Raw genomic sequence first — 25,787 nt, 5'->3', positions numbered from 1 at the left:
CAAGAGACGACCCGTCGGGAACCGCAACCGCATCCGCAACCCGTCGCCAGGTTTATTCCACCGGTGGACCGCGCGCGGGTTCCCTATGTCCGAAACGCGCATCTTTCCGGGCCGGAGGCGGGTCGCGGGTTCGCACCGGGGGTTTGTGTTTTTCCGGCAAAAGCGGTTTGCTTTCCGGCGTACTGCAGTACTGCATATAACAAGGGGCGGCGATACGGCGGACGCCGGCGGAGCTCCGGCCCTCACGTTATCTATGAAAGGAAATCCGGTGGCACAGAAGGTTCAGGTCCTTCTTGTCGATGACCTCGACGGCGGCGAGGCGGACGAGACGGTGACGTTCGCGCTGGACGGCAAGACGTACGAGATCGATCTCACCACCGCCAATGCGGACAAGCTCCGTGGTCTTCTCGAGCCTTACGTGAAGGGCGGCCGTCGGACCGGGGGCCGCGCTTCGGGCGGCCGCGGCAAGACGCGCACTTCTTCGGGCGGCAGCCAGGACACCGCGGCGATCCGCGCCTGGGCGAAGGCGAACGGTCACGACGTCAACGACCGCGGCCGGGTCCCCGCTGCGATTCGGCAGGCGTACGAAGAGGCCAACGGCTGATCAGGGGCCACGTCACCGACCCGGCCCGCACACTCCCGGTCAGCGCGCTCTCGGCCCGCATGCCCTCAGCGCGGCGCCCGGGAGAGCCGGAGCCGGTGGCACTGCGTCGCGAGCGTGTGCACCAGCCGTGCGAGATCGGGGGCGGTCCCGGCGCCCCCCAGGGCCGACAGTGTCGGCAGCGAGGCCCCGACCTCGCTGCCCGTCCCGGGGGGCCGCAGCCAGACGGCGGCCCCCTGCGAAGCGTCGCGGCCCGACGGCGGCAACGACGACGGACCGGCCGGCCCGGACTCCGGGGGCAGGGGCGCGTCCATGAGACCGCCCGCGCCGACCGCCCGCAGGTCGAGCGCCAGGGAGCCCCACTCCAGCCAGTCCAGCAGCCCGGGCAGTTCGTCAGCGCCGCCCGCGGCCACGAGCAGCAGCATCCGCTCGCCCCGGAGCGCCACCGGAAAGCCGCGTGTCTGGCGCCGCAACGCCGCGTGACCGGCCTCGGCCGGTACGTCGAGGACGTCGAAGCGGACACCCACGCGAAGCCGTACGGGGGTCCCGGCCGCCGTCGGCCAGCCGAGCCCGCTCTCGTACCACGACCGCACCCGCTCCCACGCACCGCTCGCTTCGAGCGGCCGACGGGGGAACGGCACCGTGGAGGTCGTGGGCAGGACGCCAGCCATGCCAAGTGCAACCGTCGAAAAGACGCCCGGGTTACGCTGGGTGGCCACATGGTTGCGGTCGGTTCCGGAAATGGGGGCGCGCGGGGGTGTGGGGAGGCGCAAGGTTGTTCGCCCGTAGCGGAGGGAACCGGTGCGCGCGGCATGGAGTGTCAGTCCCAGCGGGTAAGACATCCCTAGTGGGAGGGGGCGACACGCAGATCGGGCCGTCTCACGTTCGCCATCGGCGTACTGGCGAGCGGGGTAAGTGCCTGGCCTGCGGGAACATCGTCTCGCACCATCGGGTTGTGGCAGATGTCGGCGTCAGGGGTCAGGAGGCCATCGACGGTGTCGGCAGTTGGAATGAGCGGTCCCCGCTTGCGGGACTAAGCTGCGGAAGGACAGGGAGGGGAAGTTCCCCCCACTGCCTGACCGCTCTGAGGAGCGATTAACGATGTTCGAGAGGTTCACCGACCGCGCGCGGCGGGTTGTCGTCCTGGCTCAGGAAGAAGCCCGGATGCTCAACCACAACTACATCGGCACCGAGCACATCCTCCTGGGCCTGATCCACGAGGGTGAGGGTGTCGCCGCCAAGGCCCTTGAGAGCCTCGGGATTTCGCTCGAGGCGGTCCGCCAGCAGGTGGAGGAGATCATCGGGCAGGGCCAGCAGGCCCCGTCGGGTCACATTCCCTTCACCCCCCGTGCCAAGAAGGTCCTGGAGCTGTCGCTCCGCGAGGCCCTTCAGCTGGGTCACAACTACATCGGCACGGAGCACATCCTGCTCGGCCTGATCCGTGAGGGCGAGGGCGTCGCCGCCCAGGTCCTGGTCAAGCTGGGCGCAGATCTGAACCGGGTGCGGCAGCAGGTCATCCAGCTGCTCTCCGGTTACCAGGGCAAGGAGACCGCCGCCGCCGGCGGGCCTGCCGAGGGCACCCCCTCGACGTCCCTGGTCCTCGACCAGTTCGGCCGGAACCTCACCCAGGCCGCTCGTGAGTCCAAGCTCGACCCGGTCATCGGGCGCGAGAAGGAGATCGAGCGGGTCATGCAGGTGCTGTCCCGCCGTACCAAGAACAACCCGGTCCTGATCGGTGAGCCCGGTGTCGGCAAGACCGCCGTCGTCGAGGGCCTCGCGCAGGCCATCGTCAAGGGCGAGGTGCCCGAGACCCTCAAGGACAAGCACCTCTACACCCTGGACCTCGGCGCGCTGGTCGCCGGCTCCCGCTACCGCGGTGACTTCGAGGAGCGCCTGAAGAAGGTGCTCAAGGAGATCCGCACCCGCGGCGACATCATCCTGTTCATCGACGAGCTGCACACGCTGGTCGGTGCGGGTGCCGCCGAGGGCGCCATCGACGCCGCTTCGATCCTGAAGCCGATGCTGGCCCGCGGTGAGCTGCAGACCATCGGTGCGACCACGCTGGACGAGTACCGCAAGCACCTGGAGAAGGACGCGGCCCTCGAGCGCCGCTTCCAGCCGATCCAGGTCGCGGAGCCGTCGCTGCCGCACACGATCGAGATCCTCAAGGGTCTGCGCGACCGCTACGAGGCGCACCACCGCGTCTCCATCACGGACGAGGCGCTGGTCCAGGCCGCCACCCTGGCCGACCGGTACATCTCCGACCGCTTCCTGCCGGACAAGGCGATCGACCTGATCGACGAGGCCGGTTCCCGGATGCGCATCCGCCGGATGACCGCGCCGCCGGACCTCCGCGAGTTCGACGAGAAGATCGCCGGCGTCCGCCGCGACAAGGAGTCCGCGATCGACTCGCAGGACTTCGAGAAGGCCGCCTCCCTGCGCGACAAGGAGAAGCAGCTCCTGGCCGCCAAGGCCAAGCGGGAGAAGGAGTGGAAGGCCGGCGACATGGACGTCGTCGCCGAGGTCGACGGCGAGCTGATCGCCGAGGTCCTCGCGACCGCCACCGGCATCCCGGTCTTCAAGCTCACGGAGGAGGAGTCGTCCCGCCTGCTGCGCATGGAGGACGAGCTCCACAAGCGGGTCATCGGCCAGAAGGACGCCGTCAAGGCGCTCTCGAAGGCGATCCGCCGTACGCGTGCCGGTCTGAAGGACCCGAAGCGTCCGGGTGGCTCGTTCATCTTCGCCGGCCCGTCCGGTGTCGGTAAGACCGAGCTGTCCAAGGCGCTCGCCGAGTTCCTCTTCGGTGACGAGGACGCGCTGATCTCCCTCGACATGTCGGAGTTCAGCGAGAAGCACACGGTCTCCCGCCTCTTCGGTTCGCCCCCCGGTTACGTGGGCTACGAGGAGGGCGGTCAGCTGACGGAGAAGGTGCGCCGCAAGCCGTTCTCGGTCGTCCTCTTCGACGAGGTCGAGAAGGCCCACCCGGACATCTTCAACTCGCTGCTGCAGATCCTGGAGGACGGTCGCCTGACCGACTCCCAGGGCCGGGTCGTGGACTTCAAGAACACGGTCATCATCATGACGACCAACCTCGGCACCCGGGACATCTCCAAGGGTTTCAACCTGGGCTTCGCCGCCGCGGGCGACACGAAGACCAACTACGAGCGCATGAAGAACAAGGTGTCGGACGAGCTCAAGCAGCACTTCCGCCCCGAGTTCCTCAACCGCGTCGACGACGTGGTCGTCTTCCCGCAGCTGACCCAGGACGACATCCTCGCGATCGTCGACCTGATGATCGGCAAGGTGGACGAGCGCCTGAAGGACCGGGACATGGGCATCGAGCTCTCCCAGTCCGCCAAGGAGCTGCTGTCCAGGAAGGGCTACGACCCCGTGCTGGGCGCCCGGCCGCTGCGCCGGACCATCCAGCGCGAGATCGAGGACTCGCTGTCGGAGAAGATCCTCTTCGGCGAGCTGCGTCCCGGTCACATCGTGGTCGTGGACACCGAGGGCGAGGGCGAGGCCAAGACCTTCACCTTCCGGGGTGAGGAGAAGTCGGCCCTCCCCGACGTCCCGCCGATCGAGCAGGCGGCCGGTGGCGCCGGTCCGAACCTGAGCAAGGAGGCGTAGCCCTCCGGGGTTGAGCCTGTGAAGGGGCCGCTCCGGGACTTCGGTCCCGGAGCGGCCCCTTCGCCGTGTCAGCGGTCGCCCACGGTCACCTCGGCGCCGGGGAACAGGGCCGTGAAGGCGGCGGTGTCCGGACGGGGCCCGGGGACGCCCCGGACGTCGACGACACGGACGCCGGGCAGACGCGAGGGCAGCGCGGAGAGGTCCTCGCCGCCGCGGAGCTCGGCCAGGCGCAGCTCGGTGATCCCGGGAAGGACCGGCATGGGCCCCAGTCCGTCCGGGAAGAGCCGGGCGTTCAGCTGGAGCCGGGTCAGCAGCGGCAGCCGGGCGATCTCCGCCCAGTCGTCCGCGGTGAGCGGCGCCGTGGGGGACAGGCTGAGCACCTTCAGGCCGGCCCAGTGGGACAGGCCGCGCAGCCCGGTCCCCTCCGTCGTGCCGCGGCCCAGGAAGAGGAACTCCAGGGGAGCGGCGGCGGGCAGGACGTCCGTCAGACGCGTGCCGGTCAGTGCGTGCGTCAACGACAGCAGACGGAGCGAGTCCAGCCGCCGCAGGCCGTCCACGTCGGCGACCCGGCCGACGACGAGCTGCTGGAGCGGCAGCCCCGCGAGCCGTCCGAACCCGTGCGCGGACGCGCAGTCGATCACCACCAGGCGCCGCAGCGAGGGGAAGGCCGTGAGCGGACCCAGGTCGCCCGCTTCCGGGTTGTAGAGCAGGCGCAGCGTCTCGACGCCGTCCGGGCCCGTCACCGCGGCGGTGACGTCCGCGAGGCCGTGCCGGCCCCGGAACTCCCAGCGGTGCCACGGGCGCAGGCCCGCGGCGGCCGCGCGCTGGGCGTCGGTGGCGCAGGTCAGCGTGAGGTCCGTCCGGACCAGGTGGTCCAGTACCTCGACCGCGTACTCCCGCGCATCGAACCGCTCCCACGTGCCCACCAGCTGCCGCCGCACGTCGAGCGAGGGATGCTCCCGGAACCGGCGCAGCACCGCCAGAGCGCCGGCCGGCTCGTGCGTGGCCAGGAGCGAGGCCGCGACCGTCACCCCGTGCGCCTCCGTGTCCGTCAGGTCCTCCGGCCCCGGCAGCAGCTCCAGGACCAGCGGGCCCGCCTCCGCCAGCGCCTTCGCCTCCTCCTTCGTCCCCGGGGGGATCAGCGCTCCCGCCCGTGTCTCCACCTCCGCCCGTACCGCCGGGTCCAGCGCGGTGGCGTGTTCCAGACAGGCCAGGGCGAGCAGCGTCAGCCGCGGGGTGTCCTCCGCCAGCAGCCGCCGCAGCAGGACCGCCCGCTCGCCGGGCCGGGCGTGGGCCACCGCCATGCGGATGACGTCCTCCCACTGCGTGTCGTGGGCGTGGCCGGCCAGGACGTCGAGATGGCCCTCCTCCACCGCGTACCGGGCGCCCAGGTAGTCCTGGAAGGTGCGGTGGACGAAGTCCAGCACGCCTTCTCCGGGCCGGCGGAGCAGTCCGCTGCGCAGGAGCAGGGTCCGCAGGACCGTCGCCGCGTCGCCCTGTCCCGCCGCCGAGGCGACCGACGGCAGGCAGCGCTCCACGATGCCCTCGGCCGTCTCCACCTCCATCTCCGTGCGCCCGCTCAACACGAGGGCGTACGCCAGCCGTTGGAGCAGCTCCAACTGGGCCTCCTCGCCCAGCTCCAGCGCATCCATGCCCCGCTCCCGGTCCCGGCGGGCGAGCAGCATGGTCAGGGCGGCGTCGTACAACTCCTTGCGGCCGGTGGGGAGATAGCCGCGCCGCTCACGGTGCAGGGCGCAGATCAGGCCGCACATCAGCGGGTTGGTGGCGAGGCGGGCCAGATCGCGCTTCGTGCGCAGGGCGTCGAGCAGCTTCGCCTCGTACTCGGGCGCCTGCGCCGCGGCGTGCCAGCGCCGGACGAAGGTGGCCACGTCGGTCTGCCGCATCGGGGTCAGCGCCAGTTCCCGGAAGCCCTCCGCGGTCAGCCAGTCGGGGCGTACGGCGGTGGGGCGGGAGGTGAGCAGCCAGCGGTTGCCGGGGAAGGCGCGGACCAGGGCGAGGAGCCAGTCGCGGGCGCGGTGCCGGTCGGCGGCGGGGATCTCGTCCAGGCCGTCGACGAGGAGGAGGCCCCTTCCGGCCGTGAGGACGCGCTCCGCCCATCCCTCGGGCGGGGTGAGCGGGCAGCCCACGGCGGTGAGGAGGGCCGCGGGGGAGGGCAGGGCACCCGCGCGGATCAGGGTGCGCAGGGGAAGGACGTACGGCACCCGGTCGCCGGCGTGCGCGGCGGTCACCGCCAGCCACTGCACCAGCGTCGTCTTGCCGGAGCCCGCGTCGCCGCGCAGCAGCACGCGGTCGTGGGCCGTGAGGGCGTCCTCGGCGGGGAGACGCACGGCCACGGGGCCTCCGGCGTGCTCCCCCGGCAGGGCGGTGGGCCGCTCCTCCTCCGTGGTCGCCTCCAGGCTCAGGTAGGCGACTTCGAGGGGCCAGCGGTCGGGGGAGTCGCGCAGGTCGAGGCCGTAGATGGTGAGGTGGTTGTGCCGCTCGGCGACGTACGGCAGGTAGCGGCGCTCGAACGCGGTGTCCCGGGCGTCCGGGCGCGGGGTGCGGGCGATCAGCTCGTCGACCTTGGCGATCAGTTCCGTCTGCGCGCGGGTCTGCTCCACCAGCGTCCGTGCGACGAACGTCGAGCGCCGGGTGAAGAACTCCAGGATGTGCAGGCAGGCCCACTCCGTGGCGGAGTCGAGGAAGTAGCGGGCGTCGGCGGACAGGCCGTCACCGGCCCCGGGAGCGTTCCGCCGCAGCCGGGCGGCCAGGTCGCGGTGCCCGAGCCGGACCGCCTGGACGTCGTCCATGTCCAGGTCGCCGAGGGCGAGCAGCCGGGCGGCCAGGGTGTGGGCGACGGCCGTCTCCTCGTCGCGCGGGAAGGGAGGCTCGCCGGGGGAGTCCAGGGCCGCACCGACCAGCCGCCCGGCGAGCGCCCGTACCTCCGTCTCCCCGAGGTGGCGCTGCTCGCCCCGGAAGGACACCAGGCGGGTCAGCCGGACGGGCCTGTCGACCATCCCGGCGCCCGGCCCGTCCGTCACGAACAGTTTCTTCACCAGCGGGGCGACCAGACTGGACGCCAACTTCCCGCCGAGCACCGCCGGTTCCATGCGCCACCCCCGTGGTCGGTCGACGGGAGGAGCCTATCGAGGGTCAGGACAACTGGCCGTCGTAGTCGGGCAGCTTGAACGCCTTCTCGGCGTGGCCGCCCGACAGGTCGGTGGGGGTGTTGCCGATGTTGGCGATGATCGTGTAGCCCTTCGACTCGATGTGGGCGCGCTGCGCGGTCTTGTACTCGGCGACGTTGCGGAACAGGTCGAGGAAGCCGCGCACGTAGAGGCCGGAGGACTCGTAGCCGGCGTGGTCGAGGTTCCACTCGGTGGGCGCCCCGATGATGCCCGGCCGGGCGGTCACGAAGAAGAGGGCGACACCGTGCTCCTGGGCGTACCGGGCGGCCTCCAGGACCGGACGGTTGGCGGGCTGCGGGTAGCTGAAGCCGAAGTCGGTCTCCAGGGAGGTGTTGTCGATGTCGAGGACGATCGCCTGCTTCTCGCCGGGCGCGGCGCCGGCGATCCGCTCCTTCAGATACGGCAGGGCCTGGTCCATCACGGCCCGGCAGTCCCGCTGCCAGGTGGCGTAGTCGGCGGCCGCGGCGGCCGTACCGGTGGTCGTGGCGGGGGCCGCGTCGGCCGGTGTGACGGCCACGGTGAGTGCGGCCGCGGTGACGGCGGCGGTGCCGAGGGCGCGCTTCCAGGTACGCCCGGACCGTCTCACGCGGCCGGCTCGCCCTGCCTGTCCGGTCTGTCCGTTCTGTTCGGTCATGGGGGGTGGGGTCCTCTCATGCCTGCGCGGATGCCTGACGGCACAAAATTGACGCGTGCATGTTCGCCCGGACAAGTGGCGGGAGGGCAACGATTGGGTTACCGGCGAGTAGTGGCACGTGGCGGGCCCGATCGGTGTGGTCTCGGCCACGATCAGGGGCGACTGAACGGCCTTGCGTGCGGGGTCCGTCAGCCGGAAACGGAGTAGCCCGGGTCACATCCAGCGGCCCCTGGATCATGGTCGCCGGTGATGTGCCGCACAGGCGATTTGCCCGGTACTACGAGGAATAGTGGAAGCCGCAAGAACTACGAAAACGGACAGATCCCCCTGAAGTGATGGCCTGATTGCAGGGCTCTGAGCTGGTTTTGTCTGAAATGGGGGCTCTGTCAAGGCTCGGGAAGTTTTGCGTGGAAGTACTACATAGGGTCGTAGGTCACACCTTTGTGCGGTTACGGCCCGGCGGGTTACCAATGTGGAGCCCGCCCGGTGAGTGCCTGTGCATCCGCCGAGGGGCGTTCCTGTGTTCCCGTCCCCATGAGGTTCGAATGTTCTCGCGTGTCACGTCCCGCTCTTCCCGTACGACCACCGTCCGCACCCGCGCCGCCGTGATGGCTGCCGGCCTCGGAGCCTCGGTCGCGCTGGGAGCAGGGGTCGCGGCCGCCAGCAGCACCACGGCGGCCTCCGGTACCTCCACTGTCGCGAACGCCGTCGAGGCCCAGGCCGCGGCGCAGGCCAAGGCGGCGAAGGCCGAGAAGGCCGCCGCGAGCGCCAAGAAGGTCGCGGCCAAGAAGAAGGCGGCTTCCTGGGTGGACCCGGTCGAGAAGTACGCGCTCAGTGCCAAGTTCGCCCAGAACGGTGGCATGTGGGCCCACAAGCACAGCGGCCAGGACTTCGCCGTGCCGATCGGCACCAACGTCATGGCCGCCCACGGCGGCACCGTCGTCAAGGCCGGCGGCAACGGCGCCGGTGACGGCCCCGCCTACGGCAACGCCATCGTCATCAAGCACGGCAACGGCACGTACTCCCAGTACGCCCACCTGTCGCGGATCGACGTGCAGATCGGCCAGGTCGTGAAGACCGGCCAGCACATCGCCAAGTCCGGCAACACCGGCAACTCCAGCGGCCCCCACCTGCACTTCGAGATCCGCACGACCCCGAACTACGGCTCCGCCGTCGACCCGGTCGCCTTCCTGCGCGCGCAGGGCGTGAGCGTCTGAGTATGACGCGACGCGACCGGCAGGTCAGGGCCGTCCGGTCCTGACCGGCCGAACGTGGCCGGTCAGGAGCCCTCGGCTCCCCGGTGCGCCTGGGTTATCAGGTCGGTGGCGACCTCGAGCACGGCCTCGCGCCTCTTCTCGGGGTCGCCCTCCATGTCCTGGAGGACGAACATCCCGGCGTGCAGCGTGAACATCGCACTGACACAGCGGACCTGGTCGACCAGGTCCGCTTCCGGGTCTATGAGGATGTCCCGCAGTCCCAGCATGCGGGTCTTGAACATCTCCCCGATGCGCAGCTCCCGGATCGCCGCCTGGTTCTCCTGCATGAAGCGGAAGAGCGGTGCCGCACCCGCCAGCGCGTCGCTGTAGCGGCGGACGATCTCCTGCTTGGTCTCCAGGGTGTGCGGCTGGAGCCGGCCCCACTCGATCAGGTCCTCGATCGGCCGCGAGAGGTCCTCGAAGATGCTGACGAGGATCTCTTCCTTGGTCTTGAAGTGGTAGTACAGCGCCGCCTTGGTGACGTCCAGGCGCTCGGCGATCTCGCGGAGCGAGGTCTTCTCGTACCCCTGCTCGGCGAAGAGTTCGAGCGCCACGTCCTGGATGCGCTGGCGGGTGTCCCCGCGGCGCCGCTGCTGCTTGGTGCTGTCCATCGTGCCGCCCATCCTCCTACGCACCTCCTGCTCCGCGCACGTTCCGGAAAACTTACTTGACGACCGGCTAGTTACGCGTCTACCTTCCCGAGTGTAGTCAACTTGCCGGGCGGCAAGTAAGTAGCGGATGCACAGCGGGTAGCTGGGGGAGTGGCAGCGATGGCGGACACACCGACGGACAAGGCCGTCGACACCGACGGCGGGAAACAGCCGAAGAGCGTGCGGGTGGTCCTGCTCGCACTCATGATCGCGATGATGCTCGCGATGCTCGACAACATGATCATCGGCACGGCGATGCCGACGATCGTCGGCGAGCTGGGCGGTCTGGAACACCTGTCCTGGGTGGTCACCGGATATACCCTCGCCACCGCCGCGTCCACCCCGCTGTGGGGCAAGATCGGCGACATGTACGGGCGCAAGGGCTCGTTCATGACCTCCATCGTGATCTTCCTGGCCGGCTCGGCGCTCAGCGGCATGGCCCAGGACATGGGCCAGCTCATCGGCTTCCGCGCCGTCCAGGGGCTCGGCGCCGGCGGTCTGATGGTCGGTGTCATGGCGATCATCGGCGACCTGATCCCGCCGCGCGAGCGCGGCAAGTACCAGGGCATGATGGCCGGCGTCATGGCGCTGGCGATGATCGGCGGACCGCTGGTCGGCGGCACCATCACCGACCACTGGGGCTGGCGCTGGGCCTTCTACATCAACCTGCCGCTCGGCGCGGTCGCGCTGGTCGCCATCAGCGCCGTCCTGCACCTGCCGAGGAAGCGCAGCGACGCGCGCATCGACTATCTGGGCGCCGCTCTGCTGACCATCGGCATCACCGCCATCGTGCTGGTGACCACCTGGGGCGGCACGGAGTACGCCTGGACGTCCGCGCGCATCATGGAGCTGATCGGCATCGGGGTCGCCGCGCTGGTCGGGTTCGTGTTCTGGCAGACCAGGGCCGCCGAGCCGGTCGTGCCGCTGCACATCTTCCGCAGCCGCAACTTCACGCTGATGTCCCTCATCGGCTTCATCACCGGCTTCGTGATGTTCGGCGCCACCCTCTTCCTGCCGCTGTACCAGCAGGCGGTGCAGGGCGCCTCCGCCACCAACTCGGGGCTGCTCCTGCTGCCGATGCTGGGCGCGATGCTCGTCACCTCGATGGTCGCCGGGCGGGTGACCACCAGCACCGGCCGCTACAAGATCTTCCCCGTGGTCGGCGGCGCGCTGATGACCGTCGGACTGTTCCTGCTGTCGCTGATGGACACCGGCACCAGCCGCTTCACCTCCGGCCTGTACATGGCCGTCGTCGGTCTCGGCATGGGCTGCCTGATGCAGATCACCATGCTGGTGGCGCAGAACAGCGTGGAGATGAAGGACATGGGCGTCGCGTCCTCGTCCACCACCCTCTTCCGCACCCTCGGCTCGTCCTTCGGCGTCGCGATCATGGGTGCCCTGTTCAACCACCGCGTCCAGGACGTCATGGCCGAGAAGGCCGGGGCGCTGGGCTCCAAGGTGACCGAGCAGTCGGCACAGCTGGACGCGGCGAGCCTGGCCAAGCTGCCGGACGCGGCGCGCGAGGCCTACCAGCACGCGGTGTCCTCCGGCACGCACGGAGCGTTCCTGCTGGGCGCGGCGGTGGCCGTGTTCGCGCTGGTCGCGGCCGTGTTCGTCAAGGAGGTCCCGCTGAAGGGGACGGGACCGAAGGCGGCGGACGGCCCGGCCGGCGGCGACGCCGACGCAGCGACGGCCAAGACGCCGGTGACCGAGTCGGTCTGATCCGTCCGATCCTGCTGCCGAAGGCCCCCGGGCTGTCCGCCGGGGGCCTTCGGCATGCCCGCGCCCGGGCGGGCAGCGGCCGATGTCAGTGCCGCGTGCAGACGCCCTGCGACGACCGGTCCGGCAGCATCGGATAGCTCCCGGTGTTCGTCGGCGCGTGTTCCGGCAGCCACAGCACCGCCACCGCACCCTCGGCCGGTATGTGCTCGGGCGCCCCGGCGGGCCGGACGTTGCGGAAGGTGAGCCGGGCGCCGAGCACCCGGGCCTGCCCGGCCGCGATGGTCAGCCCCAGCCCGTGGCCGCGGCCGGCCCGGTCCGCGCTGCCGGTGCGGAAGCGGCTCGGGCCGTCGGCGAGCAGGTCCTCGGGGAAGCCGGGGCCGTGGTCGCGGACCCGGATCACCCGGCCCTCGACGCTGACCTCGATGGGCGGCCTGCCGTGCCGGGCGGCGTTGGCGAGCAGGTTGAACAGGACGCGCTCCAGGCGGCGCGGGTCGGTGGTGACCTCCGACTCGTGCACCACCAGCACCCGCACGCCCGGGTCCTTGGCCGCCACCCGGCGGCTGACGAAGTCGCCCAGCATGATGTCCTGCAGCTCGGCGCGCTCCGAGGCGCCGTCCAGCCGGGCCACCTCCAGCACGTCCTCCACCAGCGTGCGCATGGCCTTCGCCCGGTCCAGCACCAGCTCCGTGGGCCGGCCCGGCGGCAGCAGCTCGGCGGCGGTCAGCAGCCCGGTCACCGGGGTGCGCAGCTCGTGCGCGATGTCCGCGGTGACCCGGCGCTCGGCCTCCAGCCGCTGCTGGAGGGCGTCCGCCATCGCGTCCACCGCGCTCGCGAGGTCGTCGGTCTCGTCCCGGACGACGCCGCCGATGGCGTCCCGGACACGGACGTCCGGCTCGCCCTTGGCGACCTGGTTCGCGGCGGTCGCGGCCTTGCGCAGCCGGCGCGACAGCTGCCCCCCGATGAGCACGCCGAGCGCGCTGCCGCCGAGGACGACCGCGATGGAGCCGATGACCAGGGCCTGGTCGAGGTCCTTGAGGATGTCGGCACTGCGGTCGGTGAAGCCGGAGTGCAGGGACATGACGTGCCCGTCCTTGAGCGGCACGGCGGCCCAGATGTCCGTCACCCCGTTCTCCTGCTCGGAGACGTAGGTCGCTCTGCGTCCGTCCTCGACCTTCTTCCGCAGCCCGGCCGGCAGCTCGGGGTCGTCGATCTGGGCGTTCGGGAAGTTCAGGCGGCCGGAGAGCTCGTAGTTGCGCTGGGCGATCAGGACGCGGTCGTCCGCGAGGTCGCGCGCGTTGTCCAGCATCGACACCCGGGCCGCGTTGTGCACGACCAGGCTCAGGGCGACCGCCACCAGTGCGCCGACCAGGGCGATGGCCGCGCTGAGCTTCCACCGCAGCCCCGTACGGATGCCCGCGCGCCTCAGGGGCGAGGCGGCCAGGCGTCGGATGAACCCCCGCATGTCCCCGCTCAGGCCTTCAACTTGTAGCCGAAGCCGCGGACCGTCTCGATACGGTCCTGGCCGATCTTCGTGCGCAGCCGCTGCACATGGACGTCGACGACGCGGGTGTCACCGCCCCAGCCGTAGTCCCAGACGCGCTCCAGGAGCTTGTCGCGCGAGAGCACCGTGCCCGGCGCGGAGGAGAACTCGAGCAGCAGCCGCATCTCGGTCGGGGTGAGCGCCACCGGGTGCCCGGCCCGCCGCACCTCCATGCCGTCGGTGTCGACCACCAGCTCGCCGAAGGTGAGCACGCCGCCGGTGTCCGCGCCGGCCCCCGCGTCGGTCCGGTCGCCGCCGCCGGCGTGGCCGAAGCGGCGCAGCACCGCACGGATGCGGGCCACCAGGACGGCTCCGTCGAACGGCTTGGTGACGTAGTCGTCGGCGCCCGCCTCCAGACCCAGCACGACGTCGATGGAGTCCGCCCGCGCCGACAGCATGATCACGGGCACGGTGGACGCGTCCCGGATCCGGCGGCACAGGCTGACGCCGTCGAGGCCGGGGAGCATGACGTCGAGCAGCGCGATGTCCGGGCGGTCGGCGCGGAACGCCTCCAGGCCCGACAGCCCGTCGGGCATCGCGGTGACCGCGAAGCCGTCCCGCTCCAGGGCGAGCTGCGTGGCCTCGCGGATGACGTCGTCGTCCTCGACGAACAGGACGTGGGTCTGGTCTGCCATCCCGGTGCTCTCAGTCCTCGTTGTCATGGTCGGTTCCGGCGCGGTCACGGTCGCCGGACGCATGTGCGGTCACTAGGCAGACGCGGAGATCGCGCAGCGCGTTCATTTGTCCATCGGTCCGAGCGGTCCGATCGGTTCACCCGCCGTGCGCGTCAGCTGTCCGGCACGGGAGTCGGCGCGGCCCCGACGGCGTTGCTGTAGTCGTTGTGCGCGCGGTAGGCCTCGGTGAAGCGGCCCGCGGACCAGCGGTACGTGATCACGGTCTCGCCGGACGGGCTCGACACCGGGTCGCCCTTCTCGTACACCTGCTTGCTCACCACCAGGTCGCCTCGGTCGATCTCCGCGTAGACCGGAGGCTCCTCGGCCTGGAACACATTCTGGTACCCGCCGTCCTTCTCCCGGTACACGTAACTTCCCACGCCCACCCCGTCACCGCAGGTCAGCACGTTGACTACGACGTCCTCGGCCGTTCCCGAGGTCAGCTCCCCGTACGACACGTCGACGGGGTACTCGTCGGCGACGCACGGCTTCAGCTCGCGCTTGACCTCCGCGGAGACCTTGGGGTCGGCCTTGACGAGCCGGACCGCGTCCACCCGGTCGGGGACCTTGGACGGGGAGACCACGGGTGTCGGGGAGGCGGCGGCGCCGCCGACCGCGTCCGCGTGGGCCGGTCCCTCGTCGCGCGCGCCGGTGCCGCCGGCGGCACAGCCGGAGAGGGAAACGCCGACGGCGACGAACACGGCCACCGCCGCACTCGTCGCCTGCACGCTCTTCCGGGTGTCCCCGGGTGTCCGACCGTCGGTCAGGCCGCGCAACGCTCCCGCTCCTCACGCTCCAGCGCCCGTGCGTCCAGATCGCGGGCGACCAGCTCCTCGCGGAGCCGGGCGAGCGCTCGGTGCAGCGTGCTCTTGACCGTTCCGGCCGACATGCCGAGGGCGGCGGCCGTCTCCTCCGTTGACATCTGCTCCCAGTGTCGCAGCACCACGACGCTGCGCTGCTTCGGGGCGAGCACCTTCATGACGTCCATCAGCAGGGCGCGGTCCGCGTGCTGCTCGGTGGAGTCGTCCACGCAGGACTCCGGGAGCTGCTCGGTCGGCACCTCCTCCAGCTTCCGCGCCCGCCACCACTCGGTGCGGGTGTTGATCATCACCCGGCGCAGATAGGCGTCCGCCAGCCGCTTGTCCTCGATGGTCTCCCAGCGGCCGTACGTCCGTGCCAGCGCGGTCTGGAGCAGGTCCTGGGCGTCGACGGGGTCGGGGACCAGGCGTCGGGCGCTGCGCAGCAGCGCGTCCTGCCGGGTGCGGACGTACTCCTCGAACTCGAGCACCTCGCCCTGCGCCATGGTCAACCGCCTTCCGATCCCCGTTTACCGGCGGCTGGTCACCCGCCGGTCCACTGCCTGTGGTTCCTCGTCGTCCCGTGTCCCCCGGGCACGGATACGAAGGTAGGGAAGCGTTGTCACGGCGCTGTGCGAAGCAGCCTGCGGCTAACCCTCGGCTGTCCGTCGGTTGTGTAACGGACCGGGGAACGAGGCGCCGCAGTAGGCGACTTGAGTACGTTAAAGAGGGATTTGTCCGGTGGTGCCGTTGTGACGGAAGCCCGTACGGACGACGGCCGCGGTGACCTGTCCGCTGTGACCCCGCTGTGCGTCAGCTCAGCGGCAGCCGGTACATCCCGTCCGCCAGCGGCTCCACCAGTCCGTCGGCGACCAGGCCGTCCAGGGCGCGGGCGCGCTGGACCGGCTCGTGCCACACCCGGTCCAGCGCCGCCTGCGGCACCGGCCGGTGCGCCTCGCGCAGCACCGCGAGCAGCCGGCCGCGCACCTGCCGGTCGGTGCCCGCGTACGTCTGTCCGCGGCGCGGCGGCCCGTCGTGCTCGGGCTTGCCGGCGAGCCGCCAGGCACACTGCGCGGCGATCGGGCAGCGATGGCACGACTCGTTGCGTGCCGTGCACACCAGCGCGCCCAGTTCCATGGACGCGGCGGCCCAGCGGGCGGCGCTCGCCTCGTCCTCCGGCAGCAGCGCGCGCGCCAGCTTGCGCTCGGCGGCGGTGGTGGCGTTCGGCGGGTACTGCACGCCGGTGACCGCCCGGGCGAAGACCCTGCGGACGTTGGTGTCCAGCACGGCGTGCCGCTGGCCGTAGGCGAAGGAGGCGACCGCCGCGGCCGTGTACTCGCCGATGCCGGGCAGCGCCAGCAGCTGTGCGTGGTCCGCCGGTACGTCCCCGCCGTGCCGTTCCGTTATGGCGGCGGCGGCGCCGTGCAGGCGCAGGGCGCGGCGCGGGTAGCCGAGCCGGCCCCAGGCGCGGACGGCCTCGCCGGGGGCCTCCGCGGCGAGGTCCGCGGGGCGCGGCCAGCGGGCCATCCACTGCTCGTACACGGGCAGGACCCGGCTGACCGGCGTCTGCTGGAGCATGAACTCACTGACCATCACGCCCCACGCGCCGGCCTCCGGGCGCCGCCACGGCAGGTCGCGGGCGTGCTCGTCGAACCAGTCGATGACGGGGGAGTGCAGCGCTTCGCCGGACACGGCCGGGGCGGCGGTCGCGGACACGGACGGGGTGGCGAGGGCCGAGGGGACGGCGGCGGGGTCGGTCGGGCCGGTGTGCGAGGGCTTCGTGGGCGCAGTCATGACCCTCCGATCCTGCCACGGGAGGAGGGCCCGGCGGGCGCACCGCCACCGACGGCGGTCGCGGCACCTGACGATCGGCAGGGGCGCCGCCCCGCCCGCCGCTTGTAGCGTCGGACGCATGGAACGCCCTCGCCGGTCCCCTCACCCCGAGCCAGACAACCGCGGGACGGGCACCGAAAGCCGTACCGACGCCGGCGGCCGCCCGCGTGTCGGCAGCCGCGCACCGTCGGTGCGTCCGATCGGCAGAGGCGTCCTGCTCTGGGCGGTCCTCGCCGCCCCGGCGGTCACGGCGGACCGGCTCGGGCTGAACGAGCCGCGGCCCCTGTGGCAGCAGACGGCCGGTCTGGTCGTGCTCGCCGCGGCCGCCGTGGTCGCCCGCCGCCGTCCCCTCGCCGCGTTCGCCCTGGCCGCGGGCCTGGGCCTGGCCGCCGCGCCCGCCCTGTTCAGCCTCTCCTACGGCCCCGCGCTCGGCGTCTTCGCCCTGCTCCTCGGCCTGCGCGCGGCCCGGGCACGCCCCGCGGTGGCCGCCTTCGCCGCGGTGGGCGTCGCCGGCACGGCGCGGATCGCGCTGGCCGGCGCGGACCCGGCCCCGGAGTGGCTGGTCATGACCGGCACGCTGCTCTTCGGCTGCGTCTTCCCCTGGCTCGGCGGACGCTACTGGCGGCAGAGCCGCGCGCTCGCCGAGGCCGGCTGGCTCAGGGCGGCCCGGCTGGAGGACGAGCAGCGGCACGCCGAGGAGCGGGCCCGGCTGCGGGAGCGGGCCAGGATCGCCCAGGACATGCACGACTCCCTCGGCCACGAACTGAGCCTGATCGCCCTGCGCGCCGGCGCTCTCCAGGTCGCCCCCGGGCTCGCCGCCGACCACCGTGCCGCGGCGGCCGACCTGCGGCTGGCCGCCGCCGACGCGACGGACCGGCTGCACCGGATCATCGGCGTACTGCGCGAGGCCGACGAGCCGGCCCCGCTGACCCCGGCGGGCGAGAGCGTCGAGGACCTCGTCGCCCGGGCCGCCGAGTCGGGGCTCGCGGTGCGCTGGGAGCCGTCGGACGCCGCACCGGTACCGGACCCCGCCGGGATGGCCGGGCGGCTGCTGCACCGCGTGGTGCGCGAGGCGCTGACCAACGCGGCCCGGCACGCCCCGGGCGCCCCCGTCGTCGTCGCGGTCACCGGGCAGGCGCACGGCACGACGGTGACCGTCACCAACGGCCCGGCCACCGAGGCGGCTTCGCCCTCGGCGGGCGGTTCCGGCCTGCTGGGGCTGCGCGCCGCCGTGACCTCGGTCGGCGGCGACCTCGACGCGGGCCCGCACGGGGAGGGGTTCCGGGTCCGGGCGTACGTCCCCGCGCAGGACACCGCCGCCCCGCCCGTCCCACGCCTGCCCGCCACGCCCGCCTCCCCCTTCGCCCGGGCCCGCCGCCGCGTCGCCCTAGGGCTGGGCGCCGCCGCCGGTGCCGGGGTCGTCCTGGTCGGCGCGGCCTTCGGCTGGTACGCGTACACGGAGACGCACTCGGTGCTCAGCCCCGGCGCGTACGCCGAGTTGTCCCTGGGGACACCGCTCGCGCAGGTCGCGGACGTGCTGCCGGACCGCGCGGTGCACGACCCGCCGTCCGACCGGGCGCCCGCGCCACCCGAGGACGCCGACTGCCGCTACTACCGGGCGAGCGGCGAACTCCTGGTCTCCGTCGACCACTTCCGGCTCTGTTTCGACGACGAGGGCCTCCTCGTCGCCAAGGACGTCGTCCCCCGCGTCGGGCTGCCCGGCGAGGGCCGCGAGGAATACGAGGAGTTCGTACGGTGATCCGGGTCCTGCTGGCCGACGACGAGGCGATGGTGCGGGCCGGGGTGCGCGCGATCCTGGCGAGCGGCGGCGAGAGCGAGGTCGTCGCGGAGGCCGGCGACGGCCGAGAGGCGGTCGAACTGGCCCGCGCCCACCGCCCCGACGTCGCCCTGCTGGACATCCGCATGCCCCGCCTCGACGGCCTCGCGGCGGCTGCGGAGATCGTGCGCACCGTCCCCGGCACCGCCGTCGCCATGCTGACCACCTTCTCCGAACAGGCCTACGTGGCCCGGGCGCTGGCCGCCGGGGCCACCGGCTTCCTGCTCAAGTCCGGTGACCCGTACGAACTGATGGCGGGCGTACGGGCCGTGGCGGAAGGCGCCGCGTTCCTGTCGCCGAAGGTGGCCCGGTACGTCATCGAGGACCTCGGCAGGGGCGGCGGCCGGCTCGCCCGCGAGGAACACGCACGCACCCGTGTGGCGCGGCTGAGCCCACGCGAACGCGAGGTGCTCGGTCTCGTGGGCGCCGGCCTGTCCAACCCGGAGATCGCCGCCCGGCTCCACCTCGTCGAGGGCACCGTGAAGGCGTACGTGAGCGCGGTCCTGGACCGGCTGGAGGTACGCAACCGGGTGCAGGCGGCGATCGTGGCGTACGAGGCGGGACTCGTCGAACCGGACGCGTGAGGTCTCACCGCCGCCGGTCCGTGCCGGCGTACGCCGCCGCGGGCGCGGTGGCCGCCCCCGGCCCGGCGAGCCACCGGGCGGCGGGCGCCGACGAGGCGCGCAGGGCGTCGGCCAGCCGGGTCGCCGGGCGCGTGCCCAGCCGTACGGCGACGACGGCGACGACGGCACCCAGCAGCAGCCCGGCGGCGACGTCGTGCGGATAGTGGACGCCGACGAAAACCCGGGAGAAGGCCATCAGGAGGGCCAGGGGCGCCGTCAGCAGGACCAGCGCACGCCGGACGAGGGCCAGGGCGACGGCCGCGGCACCCGCGATGGTGGCGTGATTGCTGGGGAAGGACCAGTCGCCGCTCACCGGGCACTCGGCCAGCGACGTCACGGCCCCGGTGACCGCCCGGCACGGACGCTCCTCGGTGATGCCGGACTTGAGCAGCTCACTGCACACGTACGCCACAGCCGTGGCCAGGGGTGCAAGGACCGCGATCGCGAACGCCCGCGAGCTGCCGCCACGCGCCCTCCACCAGGCGGTGACGAACAGCGCGGCGAACACCAGGAGTCCGGCCTCTGTCCACACCTCCGCCGTGTGCTGTACCCACGGAGGGGTGTCGTGGGCGAAGCCGGTGATGTCACGGTAGAGCGCGTCGTCATCGAAGGTCATGGTCACGGACCGTAGGCGATCGGGCGGTACGGTCACACCCTGCGATCGACACGTGCGGCACCTGACGATCGGCAGGGGTGCCGGGGGCATCTCCGGAATGATGATCCGGAAAAGTTGCGGGCTCAAGCGGCGGGTGGGACAAGGGAATGCGCTGATCTCTCGTACAGTTTGCGCCGTGGGATCTCTGCGCAATCCGGTCGGGCCGCTTCCCTCCTCCATCTACTGGCGACGGAGGGCCGTACTGCTGTCCGTGTTCGCCCTGTTGGCGCTGCTGGTCACGTGGATCGTGGTCGCCGGCGGCGGGGGCGGCGGAAAGGGCCACGAGGACGGCGCCGACGGCAAGCACCCCGCGCCGTCGATCACCCCCGGCCCCTCGGGTTCCGGGCCGGCGATCAGTCAGGCGCCGGGCGGCCGGGACGAGTCGGGCGGCGGTGACTCCAGCGGCTCGGGATCGGGTTCCGGTGAGGGTGACGGTTCCGGCGACGGGTCCGGGGGCGGTTCCGGTGAGGCCGGCGGGGACGGTTCCGGCGGTTCGGGTTCCGGTGGTCCGGGTTCCGGTGGTCCGGCGACCGGGGTCGGTGCGGGCGACGCGCTGCCGGCGGGGTCGAGCCTGCCCGACTGCACGGCGAACGCGGTCAAGCTGAGCGTGCGCAGCGTCCGCAACTCCTATTCGCCCGGGCAGACGCCCACCTTCGAAGTGACCGCCCGGAACACCTCCGGCAGCGACTGCAAGATCGACCTCGGCCCGAAGCACGCCGTGCTGACGATCACTCCGGCGAGCGGTGACGACGCGTACTGGTCCTCCGACGACTGCCCCAAGGGCTCGGGGAGTCTCACGTACCGGGTGGCCGCCGGCAGCGGCATCACCGCCACCGTGAAGTGGGACCGCAAGCCGAGCGCCCCCGAGTGCGGGACGCCCCCGGCGGGTTCGGCCGGGGCGGGGACGTACCTGGTGGAGGCGAAGGCCGCCGGGTTCGGAGAGGTGCGGACGTCGTTCGTGCTGAAGGACGACTGACGCGGACGGTCAGACGTACCGCTCCAGGATCGACGACTCCGCCAGGCGCGACAGGCCCTCCCGCACGCTGCGGGCCCGGGCCTCGCCGACGCCGTCGACGGTCTGCAGGTCGTCCACACTGGCGGCGAGCAGCTTCTGCAGTCCGCCGAAGTGCTCCACCAGCCGGTCGATGATCGCGCCGGGCAGCCGCGGCACTTTCGCCAGCAGCCGGAAGCCGCGCGGCGACACCGCCGAGTCCAGCGTCTCCGGAGACCCGGTGTAGCCCAACGCGCGGGCCACCGTGGACAGTTCGAGCAGCTCGGCGTGGCTCAGCTTGTCCAGCTCGATGAGTGCCTCGTCCACCGTGCGGGAGCGCTTGGCGGTCGGCTCGGGCACGTAGTCGCGCACGACCAGTTCACGCTCGGGCTCCACGCCGGCGATCAACTCGTCCAGCTGGAGCGCCAGCAGACGCCCGTCCGTGCCCAGCTCCACCACGTACTCGGCGATCTCGGTCGCGATGCGGCGCACCATCTCCAGCCGCTGGGACACCGCCGAGACGTCCCGGACGGTGACCAGGTCCTCGATCTCCAGCGCCGACAGCGTGCCCGCGACCTCGTCGAGCCGCAGCTTGTACCGCTCCAGCGTGGCCAGTGCCTGATTGGCCCGCGACAGGATCGCGGCGGAATCCTCCAGAACCCGCCGCTGCCCGTCCACGTACAAGGCGATCAGCCGCATGGACTGCGAGACGGAGACGACGGGGAAGCCGACCTGCTTGCTGACCCGGTCCGCCGTACGGTGCCGGGTGCCCGTCTCCTCCGTGGGGATCGTCGGATCCGGGAGGAGCTGCACGCCCGCCCGCAGGATCTTCGACAGGTCCGAGGACAGCACGATGCCGCCGTCGAGCTTGCACAGCTCGCGCAGCCGGGTCGCGGTGAACTCGACGTCCAGCACGAAGCCACCGGTGCACATCGACTCGACGGTCTTGTCGGAGCCGAGCACGATCAGGCCGCCGGTGTTGCCGCGAAGGACCCGTTCGAGGCCGTCACGCAGGGGCGTGCCGGGCGCCACGGCGCTCAGTGAGGCGCGCATCAGGCCATCGGCACCGGCACTCCCACCGGACTTTCCGGGAGCTGCTGCCCGGTCGTTGGCTGCCACTGCACTCCTCCGGTCGCAGGTTCTTCTGGCGCTGCCGTGTCGCACACTCGGACGTACGGACGGGCGAGACCAGGGCAAAGTCTACCGGCGGTCCTCCTCCTCCCGTGGGGCCTCTCGCCGACGGGAGCGCGGAAGGACCCGCAGGGCGTCCCCCATGTCCGCGACTTCCAGGACCTTCATGCCGTCAGGGACCCTGCCCGGATCGGTCGGTACCAGGGCATGCGTGAATCCCAGCCGGTGCGCCTCGGCGAGCCTGCGCTGCACGCCCGTGACCCGTCTCACCTCGCCGGCGAGGCCCACTTCGCCGATCGCGACGAGGTTCTTGGGGAGCGGGGTGTCGCTGGCGGCCGACGCGAGGGCGAGCGCGATGGCGAGGTCGGCGGCCGGCTCGGAGAGCTTCACCCCACCGACCGTCGCACTGTAAATGTCCCTTTTGCCCAGTGCGCTGATCCGGCCCCGCTGCTCCAGCACGGCCAGCATCATCGACACCCGGGACGTCTCCAGACCGGACGTGGTGCGCCGAGGCGAGGGGATCTGCGAGTCGACGGTGAGCGCCTGCACCTCGGCCACCAGAGGCCGGCGCCCCTCCAGGGTGACGGTCAGACAGGTGCCGGGCACGGGCTCGGCACGGCGGGTGAGGAACAGCCCGCTGGGGTCGGCGAGGCCGGTGATGCCCTCGTCGTGCAGCTCGAAGCAGCCGACCTCGTCCGTCGTGCCGTACCGGTTCTTGACGCCACGCACCAGCCTCAGCCGGGCGTGCCGGTCGCCCTCGAAGTGCAGGACGACGTCCACGAGGTGTTCCAGCAGCCGGGGGCCGGCGATGGCGCCGTCCTTGGTGACGTGGCCCACCAGGAGCGTGGACATGCCGCGCTCCTTGGAGGCGCGGATGAGCGCGCCCGCCACCTCCCGCACCTGCGCCATGCCGCCGGGGGCGCCGTCGATCTCGGGGGAGGCCACCGTCTGCACGGAGTCGAGGATCAACAGTGACGGCTTGACCGCGTCCAGGTGCCCCAGCACGGCCGCGAGGTCGGTCTCGGCGGTGAGGTACAGATGGTCGTCGATGGCCTTGATCCGGTCGGCGCGCAGCCGCACCTGGCTCGCCGACTCCTCACCCGTGACGTACAGGGTCTTGTGCTCCTCGCTGGCCGACTTGGCCGCGACGTCGAGCAGCAGCGTGGACTTGCCGACGCCGGGCTCGCCCGCGACGAGCACCACGGCACCGGGCACCAGTCCGCCGCCGAGCACCCGGTCCAGCTCGGGCACGCCGGTCGGGCGGGCGGTCGCCTGACGGCCGTCGACCTGGCCGATGGGCAGCGCGGAGGTGGTGACGCGCCCCGGCGTCGTCGTACGGACCGCGGGCGCGCCGTACTCCTCGACCGTCCCCCATGCCTGGCACTCGGGGCAGCGGCCGAGCCACTTGGCCGTCTGCCAGCCGCACTCGGTGCAGCGGTAGGACGGCCGGTCCTTGGTGGTCTTCGTACGGGCAGCCATGTACGAACGGTAACCGGCCCCACTGACAACGCGCCGCGGCCCGGTCTTCCCCGTGCAGCGGGCGTGGGTGTGCCCGGGGTGGGGCACGTGCCCCGGCGTTTCGTTCAGCACCCGGCGCGGCGCGTGGGCCGGCGCCCGGGGTGCCCGGCACGGGGCCGGATCGGGTGGCCCGGCGCTGCCGGGGTGCCGCTGCGCCCACCCGTGCCGCCCCAGCGGCACGACTGCCCGCAGCTGGGGCGGGATGCGGCGGCCCGCAGCTGAGCGGCCGTGTGGGGCAGCGCAGCTGCAGGCATCTGGGACGGCGAGACGGCGGTCAGTCGCGTACGGCGGGAAGGGGACGTGTCGGGGGGTGTCCGCCCGCAGCGGTTGGCGCGTCCGCGCCGGGTCCTTCTGTGGCCGACCGATTCCGCGCCGTTCCGAGGACGGACACCCCCCGGCGCGGCCCCGACCCACCCACAACCGCACGCGCTACGCGCACCCCCACCACACCCGCACAGGCCGCCGCAGGCACCCCGCACCACCGCCGGAGGCACCCGCACAGGCCGCCGCAGGCACCCCGCGCCACCACCGCAGGCACCCGCACGGGCCGCCGCAGGCACGACCCCCCACCCCCCACCGCCGGAGGCACCCGCAGGCCCCCCGAACGGGCCACCCCCACCCTGCCCCGGCCACGGAACAACAGGCTCCTGTCCTCTTATGAGGGATCGTTTCACCCGTACGGATTAAAAGTGTCCAACGCGCCAGTTCGCGCCACCCATAGCCGCCTACGGTCGCCGGGTGATGAGGAGCAGTCCGGAGACCACGACCCGCACGACCGGCACCCACCGGGCACACCGGGAGCACCGGGAGGCGCGTGACCGCGCGGCGGCGCGCACGCTGGCGCAGCGGCCGCCCACGCGCTACGAGGCATACCTGGACGGCCTGTTCACCTACTGCCTGTCCGTCCTGTGCGACCACGACACCGCGACCGCCGCCCTCGGCGACGTCCTCGCACTCGCCGAGCGCCGCGAGCGCCGTGACCACCGCGGCAACCGCGGCCCCGAGCCCGCGGACCGCAGGGCCTGGCTCTACGCGCTGGCCCGCTGGGCCTGCCTGCGCAAGCTGACCGAGGCCAAGCAGAAACGTCCGGGCAGCCACGCCGCGGGCCGCCCCACGGCGGACCGCACGGGCCCCGACCGCCGGCGCCCGGCGCAGCCGCCCGCGCCCCCGCAGCCGTCCCGCGAGGAGCAGGAGCGCCGCCGCCGCGAACTGGCCCTGCTGGCCTGGCCGGAGGCCGCCGGCACCACCCCGGAGCAGCGCGAGGCACTCGAACTCGCCGTGCGCCACCACCTCGCCGCCCACGAGGTCGCCGCCGTGCTCGGCATGGACCTCGCCGCCGCCCGGGAACTGCTCGCCGCGGCCGCCTGCGAGGTCGAGCGCACCCGCGCGGCCCTCGCGGTCGTCGAGACCGGCGCCTGCCCGGGCGTGTCCCGCCTCACCGGCGAGAACCGTTTCGTGCTCAGCGCCGCCCTGCGCCGCGAACTGGTCCGGCACGTCGACGACTGTCCGCGCTGCCGCCGCGCGGCCGAGCGCGCGATTCCCGGCCGCTGGCCCGGCACCACCGTCACCCCCGCCGAACTGCCGGTGCTGGAGGCCCCGCGCGCGGAGCTGCACGTCGCCATGGCACACGGCCCGCGCGCGCGGGGCGCGGCACCCCGTTTCGACCGGCGCGGCTTCCCGATGGACCCCAAGGACCGCGCGGCCCGCCGGGACCGCCTGCGCGCCCGAGCCGTCACGACCACGGTCGTCGCCACCGTCGTCGCGGCCCCCGTGCTGGCCCTGTGGGCGGCCTACCGCGGCACCCCGGTCGGCGAGGGCGAGGACGGCCGCTCGGCCAGCGCCAGCGAGGCCCAGGGCCCGGACGGCCTGAACGGCGAGTCCGCGGACGGCTACGAGAACGCCGGCAACGCGAGCAGCACACCCGGCCCCCGCTTCGGCAAGGACGGCAAGGCCGACGTCTCCGTCGAGGTCGTCAGCGTCTCCGGAGCGGGCGCGCGGGGCGCCGGCCGCCTCGACGTGACGGCGGGGAACCACGGCGACACCACGCTGGTCACGCTGGCCGCGACCGGCGACGCACCGGTGCGCTGGTCCGCCTCCACCAGCGCCCCCTGGCTCTACCTGAGCCAGTCGTCGGGAACGCTCCGCCCCGGCGAGGTGCTGACGATCAAGGTGTACGTCGACCATCTGCGCGAGCCGTCCGGCCCCTGGAGCGCCAAGGTGGCCGTCTCGCCCGCGGGCGCCGTCGTCTCCATCCACGGCTACGGCACCGCGCCGAGCCCGTCCCGCCCGGACCCGCGCCCCAGCACGCCGGACGACCAGTCGTCCCCGTCCGGCCCGGGCCCGGACCCGTCGACCCCGGCACCGCCCGACCCCACGCCGACCGTCGACCCGACGCCCACGTCACCCGGCCCGGACCCGACCCCCACCGAACCGGCCCCGACCGGCGGCACGGGCGGCTCGACACCCCCGCCCGACGACGGCGGCGCCGCGAGCCCGGCCGCTTCCTGACC

The 25,787-nt window shown here is 72.7% G+C and carries 20 protein-coding genes; 8 read left to right on the top strand and 12 right to left on the bottom strand.

The window, feature by feature from the left end:
• Window positions 1-268 precede the first annotated feature (268 nt).
• Window positions 269-604: a histone-like nucleoid-structuring protein Lsr2 gene (locus tag ACIRG6_RS16525; protein ID WP_403323207.1), complete on the top strand. Its 336-nt coding sequence runs from the start codon at window positions 269-271 to the stop codon at window positions 602-604.
• Between the two features lie 65 nt (window positions 605-669).
• Here the strand turns inward: ACIRG6_RS16525 and ACIRG6_RS16520 are convergent, their stop codons facing one another.
• The gene (locus ACIRG6_RS16520; protein ID WP_364684870.1) at window positions 670-1,272 is read right to left on the bottom strand and encodes an SCO3374 family protein; all 603 of its coding nucleotides are present in this window, start codon (window positions 1,270-1,272) and stop codon (window positions 670-672) included.
• Window positions 1,273-1,702: 430 nt separating this feature from the next.
• Between ACIRG6_RS16520 and ACIRG6_RS16515 the strand changes: the two genes are divergently transcribed.
• Complete coding sequence (locus tag ACIRG6_RS16515; RefSeq protein ID WP_225638613.1) at window positions 1,703-4,228, top strand: ATP-dependent Clp protease ATP-binding subunit; 2,526 nt, start codon at window positions 1,703-1,705, stop codon at window positions 4,226-4,228.
• Window positions 4,229-4,296: 68 nt separating this feature from the next.
• Here ACIRG6_RS16515 and ACIRG6_RS16510 read toward each other — a convergent pair whose 3' ends face one another.
• Window positions 4,297-7,338 carry an NACHT domain-containing protein gene (locus ACIRG6_RS16510; protein WP_403323202.1) on the bottom strand — a complete coding sequence of 1,014 codons (3,042 nt, stop codon included), beginning with the start codon at window positions 7,336-7,338 and terminating at the stop codon, window positions 4,297-4,299.
• A gap of 43 nt (window positions 7,339-7,381) precedes the next feature.
• On the bottom strand, window positions 7,382-8,050 hold the full coding sequence (locus tag ACIRG6_RS16505; RefSeq protein ID WP_364684865.1) for an HAD family acid phosphatase: 669 nt from the start codon (window positions 8,048-8,050) through the stop codon (window positions 7,382-7,384).
• 545 nt (window positions 8,051-8,595) lie between these two features.
• On the opposite strand from ACIRG6_RS16505, the gene ACIRG6_RS16500 reads away from it, so the two are divergent.
• The gene (locus tag ACIRG6_RS16500) at window positions 8,596-9,267 is read left to right on the top strand and encodes a M23 family metallopeptidase (protein WP_364684863.1); all 672 of its coding nucleotides are present in this window, start codon (window positions 8,596-8,598) and stop codon (window positions 9,265-9,267) included.
• A gap of 62 nt (window positions 9,268-9,329) precedes the next feature.
• Here the strand turns inward: ACIRG6_RS16500 and ACIRG6_RS16495 are convergent, their stop codons facing one another.
• Complete coding sequence (locus tag ACIRG6_RS16495; protein WP_350721116.1) at window positions 9,330-9,929, bottom strand: TetR/AcrR family transcriptional regulator; 600 nt, start codon at window positions 9,927-9,929, stop codon at window positions 9,330-9,332.
• Between the two features lie 147 nt (window positions 9,930-10,076).
• On the opposite strand from ACIRG6_RS16495, the gene ACIRG6_RS16490 reads away from it, so the two are divergent.
• Window positions 10,077-11,678, top strand: a complete 1,602-nt coding sequence (locus ACIRG6_RS16490) for an MDR family MFS transporter (protein ID WP_364684861.1) — start codon at window positions 10,077-10,079, stop codon at window positions 11,676-11,678.
• 85 nt (window positions 11,679-11,763) lie between these two features.
• On the opposite strand, the gene cseC is transcribed toward ACIRG6_RS16490, so the two are convergent.
• From cseC to ACIRG6_RS16465, 5 genes are all read right to left on the bottom strand, one after another.
• Complete coding sequence (gene cseC / locus ACIRG6_RS16485) at window positions 11,764-13,140, bottom strand: two-component system sensor histidine kinase CseC (RefSeq protein WP_364684859.1); 1,377 nt, start codon at window positions 13,138-13,140, stop codon at window positions 11,764-11,766.
• 8 nt (window positions 13,141-13,148) lie between these two features.
• A complete protein-coding gene (cseB, locus tag ACIRG6_RS16480) occupies window positions 13,149-13,853 on the bottom strand; it encodes a two-component system response regulator CseB (protein ID WP_225638621.1) in 705 nt (234 codons plus the stop codon).
• 152 nt (window positions 13,854-14,005) lie between these two features.
• Entirely contained in the window at window positions 14,006-14,668 is a 663-nt protein-coding gene (locus ACIRG6_RS16475; RefSeq protein ID WP_364684857.1) for a hypothetical protein, read from the bottom strand.
• Entirely contained in the window at window positions 14,656-15,195 is a 540-nt protein-coding gene (locus ACIRG6_RS16470; RefSeq protein WP_161166322.1) for a SigE family RNA polymerase sigma factor, read from the bottom strand. The genes ACIRG6_RS16475 and ACIRG6_RS16470 overlap by 13 nt, the downstream gene beginning before the upstream one ends.
• Before the next feature lie 307 nt (window positions 15,196-15,502).
• Window positions 15,503-16,483: an HhH-GPD family protein gene (locus tag ACIRG6_RS16465; RefSeq protein WP_364684855.1), complete on the bottom strand. Its 981-nt coding sequence runs from the start codon at window positions 16,481-16,483 to the stop codon at window positions 15,503-15,505.
• 118 nt (window positions 16,484-16,601) lie between these two features.
• Between ACIRG6_RS16465 and ACIRG6_RS16460 the strand changes: the two genes are divergently transcribed.
• Together ACIRG6_RS16460 and ACIRG6_RS16455 are read left to right on the top strand one after the other, a co-directional pair.
• Window positions 16,602-18,281, top strand: coding sequence for a sensor histidine kinase (locus ACIRG6_RS16460; RefSeq protein WP_403323194.1), 1,680 nt, complete (start codon window positions 16,602-16,604; stop codon window positions 18,279-18,281).
• Window positions 18,278-18,943, top strand: coding sequence for a response regulator transcription factor (locus tag ACIRG6_RS16455; protein WP_350721104.1), 666 nt, complete (start codon window positions 18,278-18,280; stop codon window positions 18,941-18,943). The genes ACIRG6_RS16460 and ACIRG6_RS16455 overlap by 4 nt, the downstream gene beginning before the upstream one ends.
• Window positions 18,944-18,947: 4 nt before the next feature.
• Here ACIRG6_RS16455 and ACIRG6_RS16450 read toward each other — a convergent pair whose 3' ends face one another.
• Window positions 18,948-19,598 carry a phosphatase PAP2 family protein gene (locus ACIRG6_RS16450; protein ID WP_403323191.1) on the bottom strand — a complete coding sequence of 217 codons (651 nt, stop codon included), beginning with the start codon at window positions 19,596-19,598 and terminating at the stop codon, window positions 18,948-18,950.
• Window positions 19,599-19,773: 175 nt separating this feature from the next.
• Here ACIRG6_RS16450 and ACIRG6_RS16445 point away from each other — a divergent pair, with 175 nt between their 5' ends.
• A complete protein-coding gene (locus ACIRG6_RS16445; RefSeq protein ID WP_364684847.1) occupies window positions 19,774-20,613 on the top strand; it encodes a hypothetical protein in 840 nt (279 codons plus the stop codon).
• 9 nt (window positions 20,614-20,622) lie between these two features.
• Here ACIRG6_RS16445 and disA read toward each other — a convergent pair whose 3' ends face one another.
• Complete coding sequence (gene disA / locus ACIRG6_RS16440) at window positions 20,623-21,747, bottom strand: DNA integrity scanning diadenylate cyclase DisA (RefSeq protein WP_189229877.1); 1,125 nt, start codon at window positions 21,745-21,747, stop codon at window positions 20,623-20,625.
• Between the two features lie 81 nt (window positions 21,748-21,828).
• Window positions 21,829-23,238 (bottom strand): DNA repair protein RadA, encoded by a 1,410-nt coding sequence (gene radA / locus ACIRG6_RS16435; protein WP_161166834.1) that lies wholly within the window; start codon window positions 23,236-23,238, stop codon window positions 21,829-21,831.
• 777 nt (window positions 23,239-24,015) lie between these two features.
• Here radA and ACIRG6_RS16430 point away from each other — a divergent pair.
• Complete coding sequence (locus tag ACIRG6_RS16430) at window positions 24,016-25,785, top strand: BACON domain-containing protein (protein WP_450152409.1); 1,770 nt, start codon at window positions 24,016-24,018, stop codon at window positions 25,783-25,785.
• Window positions 25,786-25,787 lie beyond the last annotated feature (2 nt).

This window comes from Streptomyces flaveolus (genome assembly GCF_044765825.1).
GTDB lineage: Bacteria > Actinomycetota > Actinomycetes > Streptomycetales > Streptomycetaceae > Streptomyces > Streptomyces flaveolus.
The sequence above is the reverse complement of the archived record's forward strand: the minus strand, read 5'-3'. Positions and strand labels throughout refer to the sequence as shown.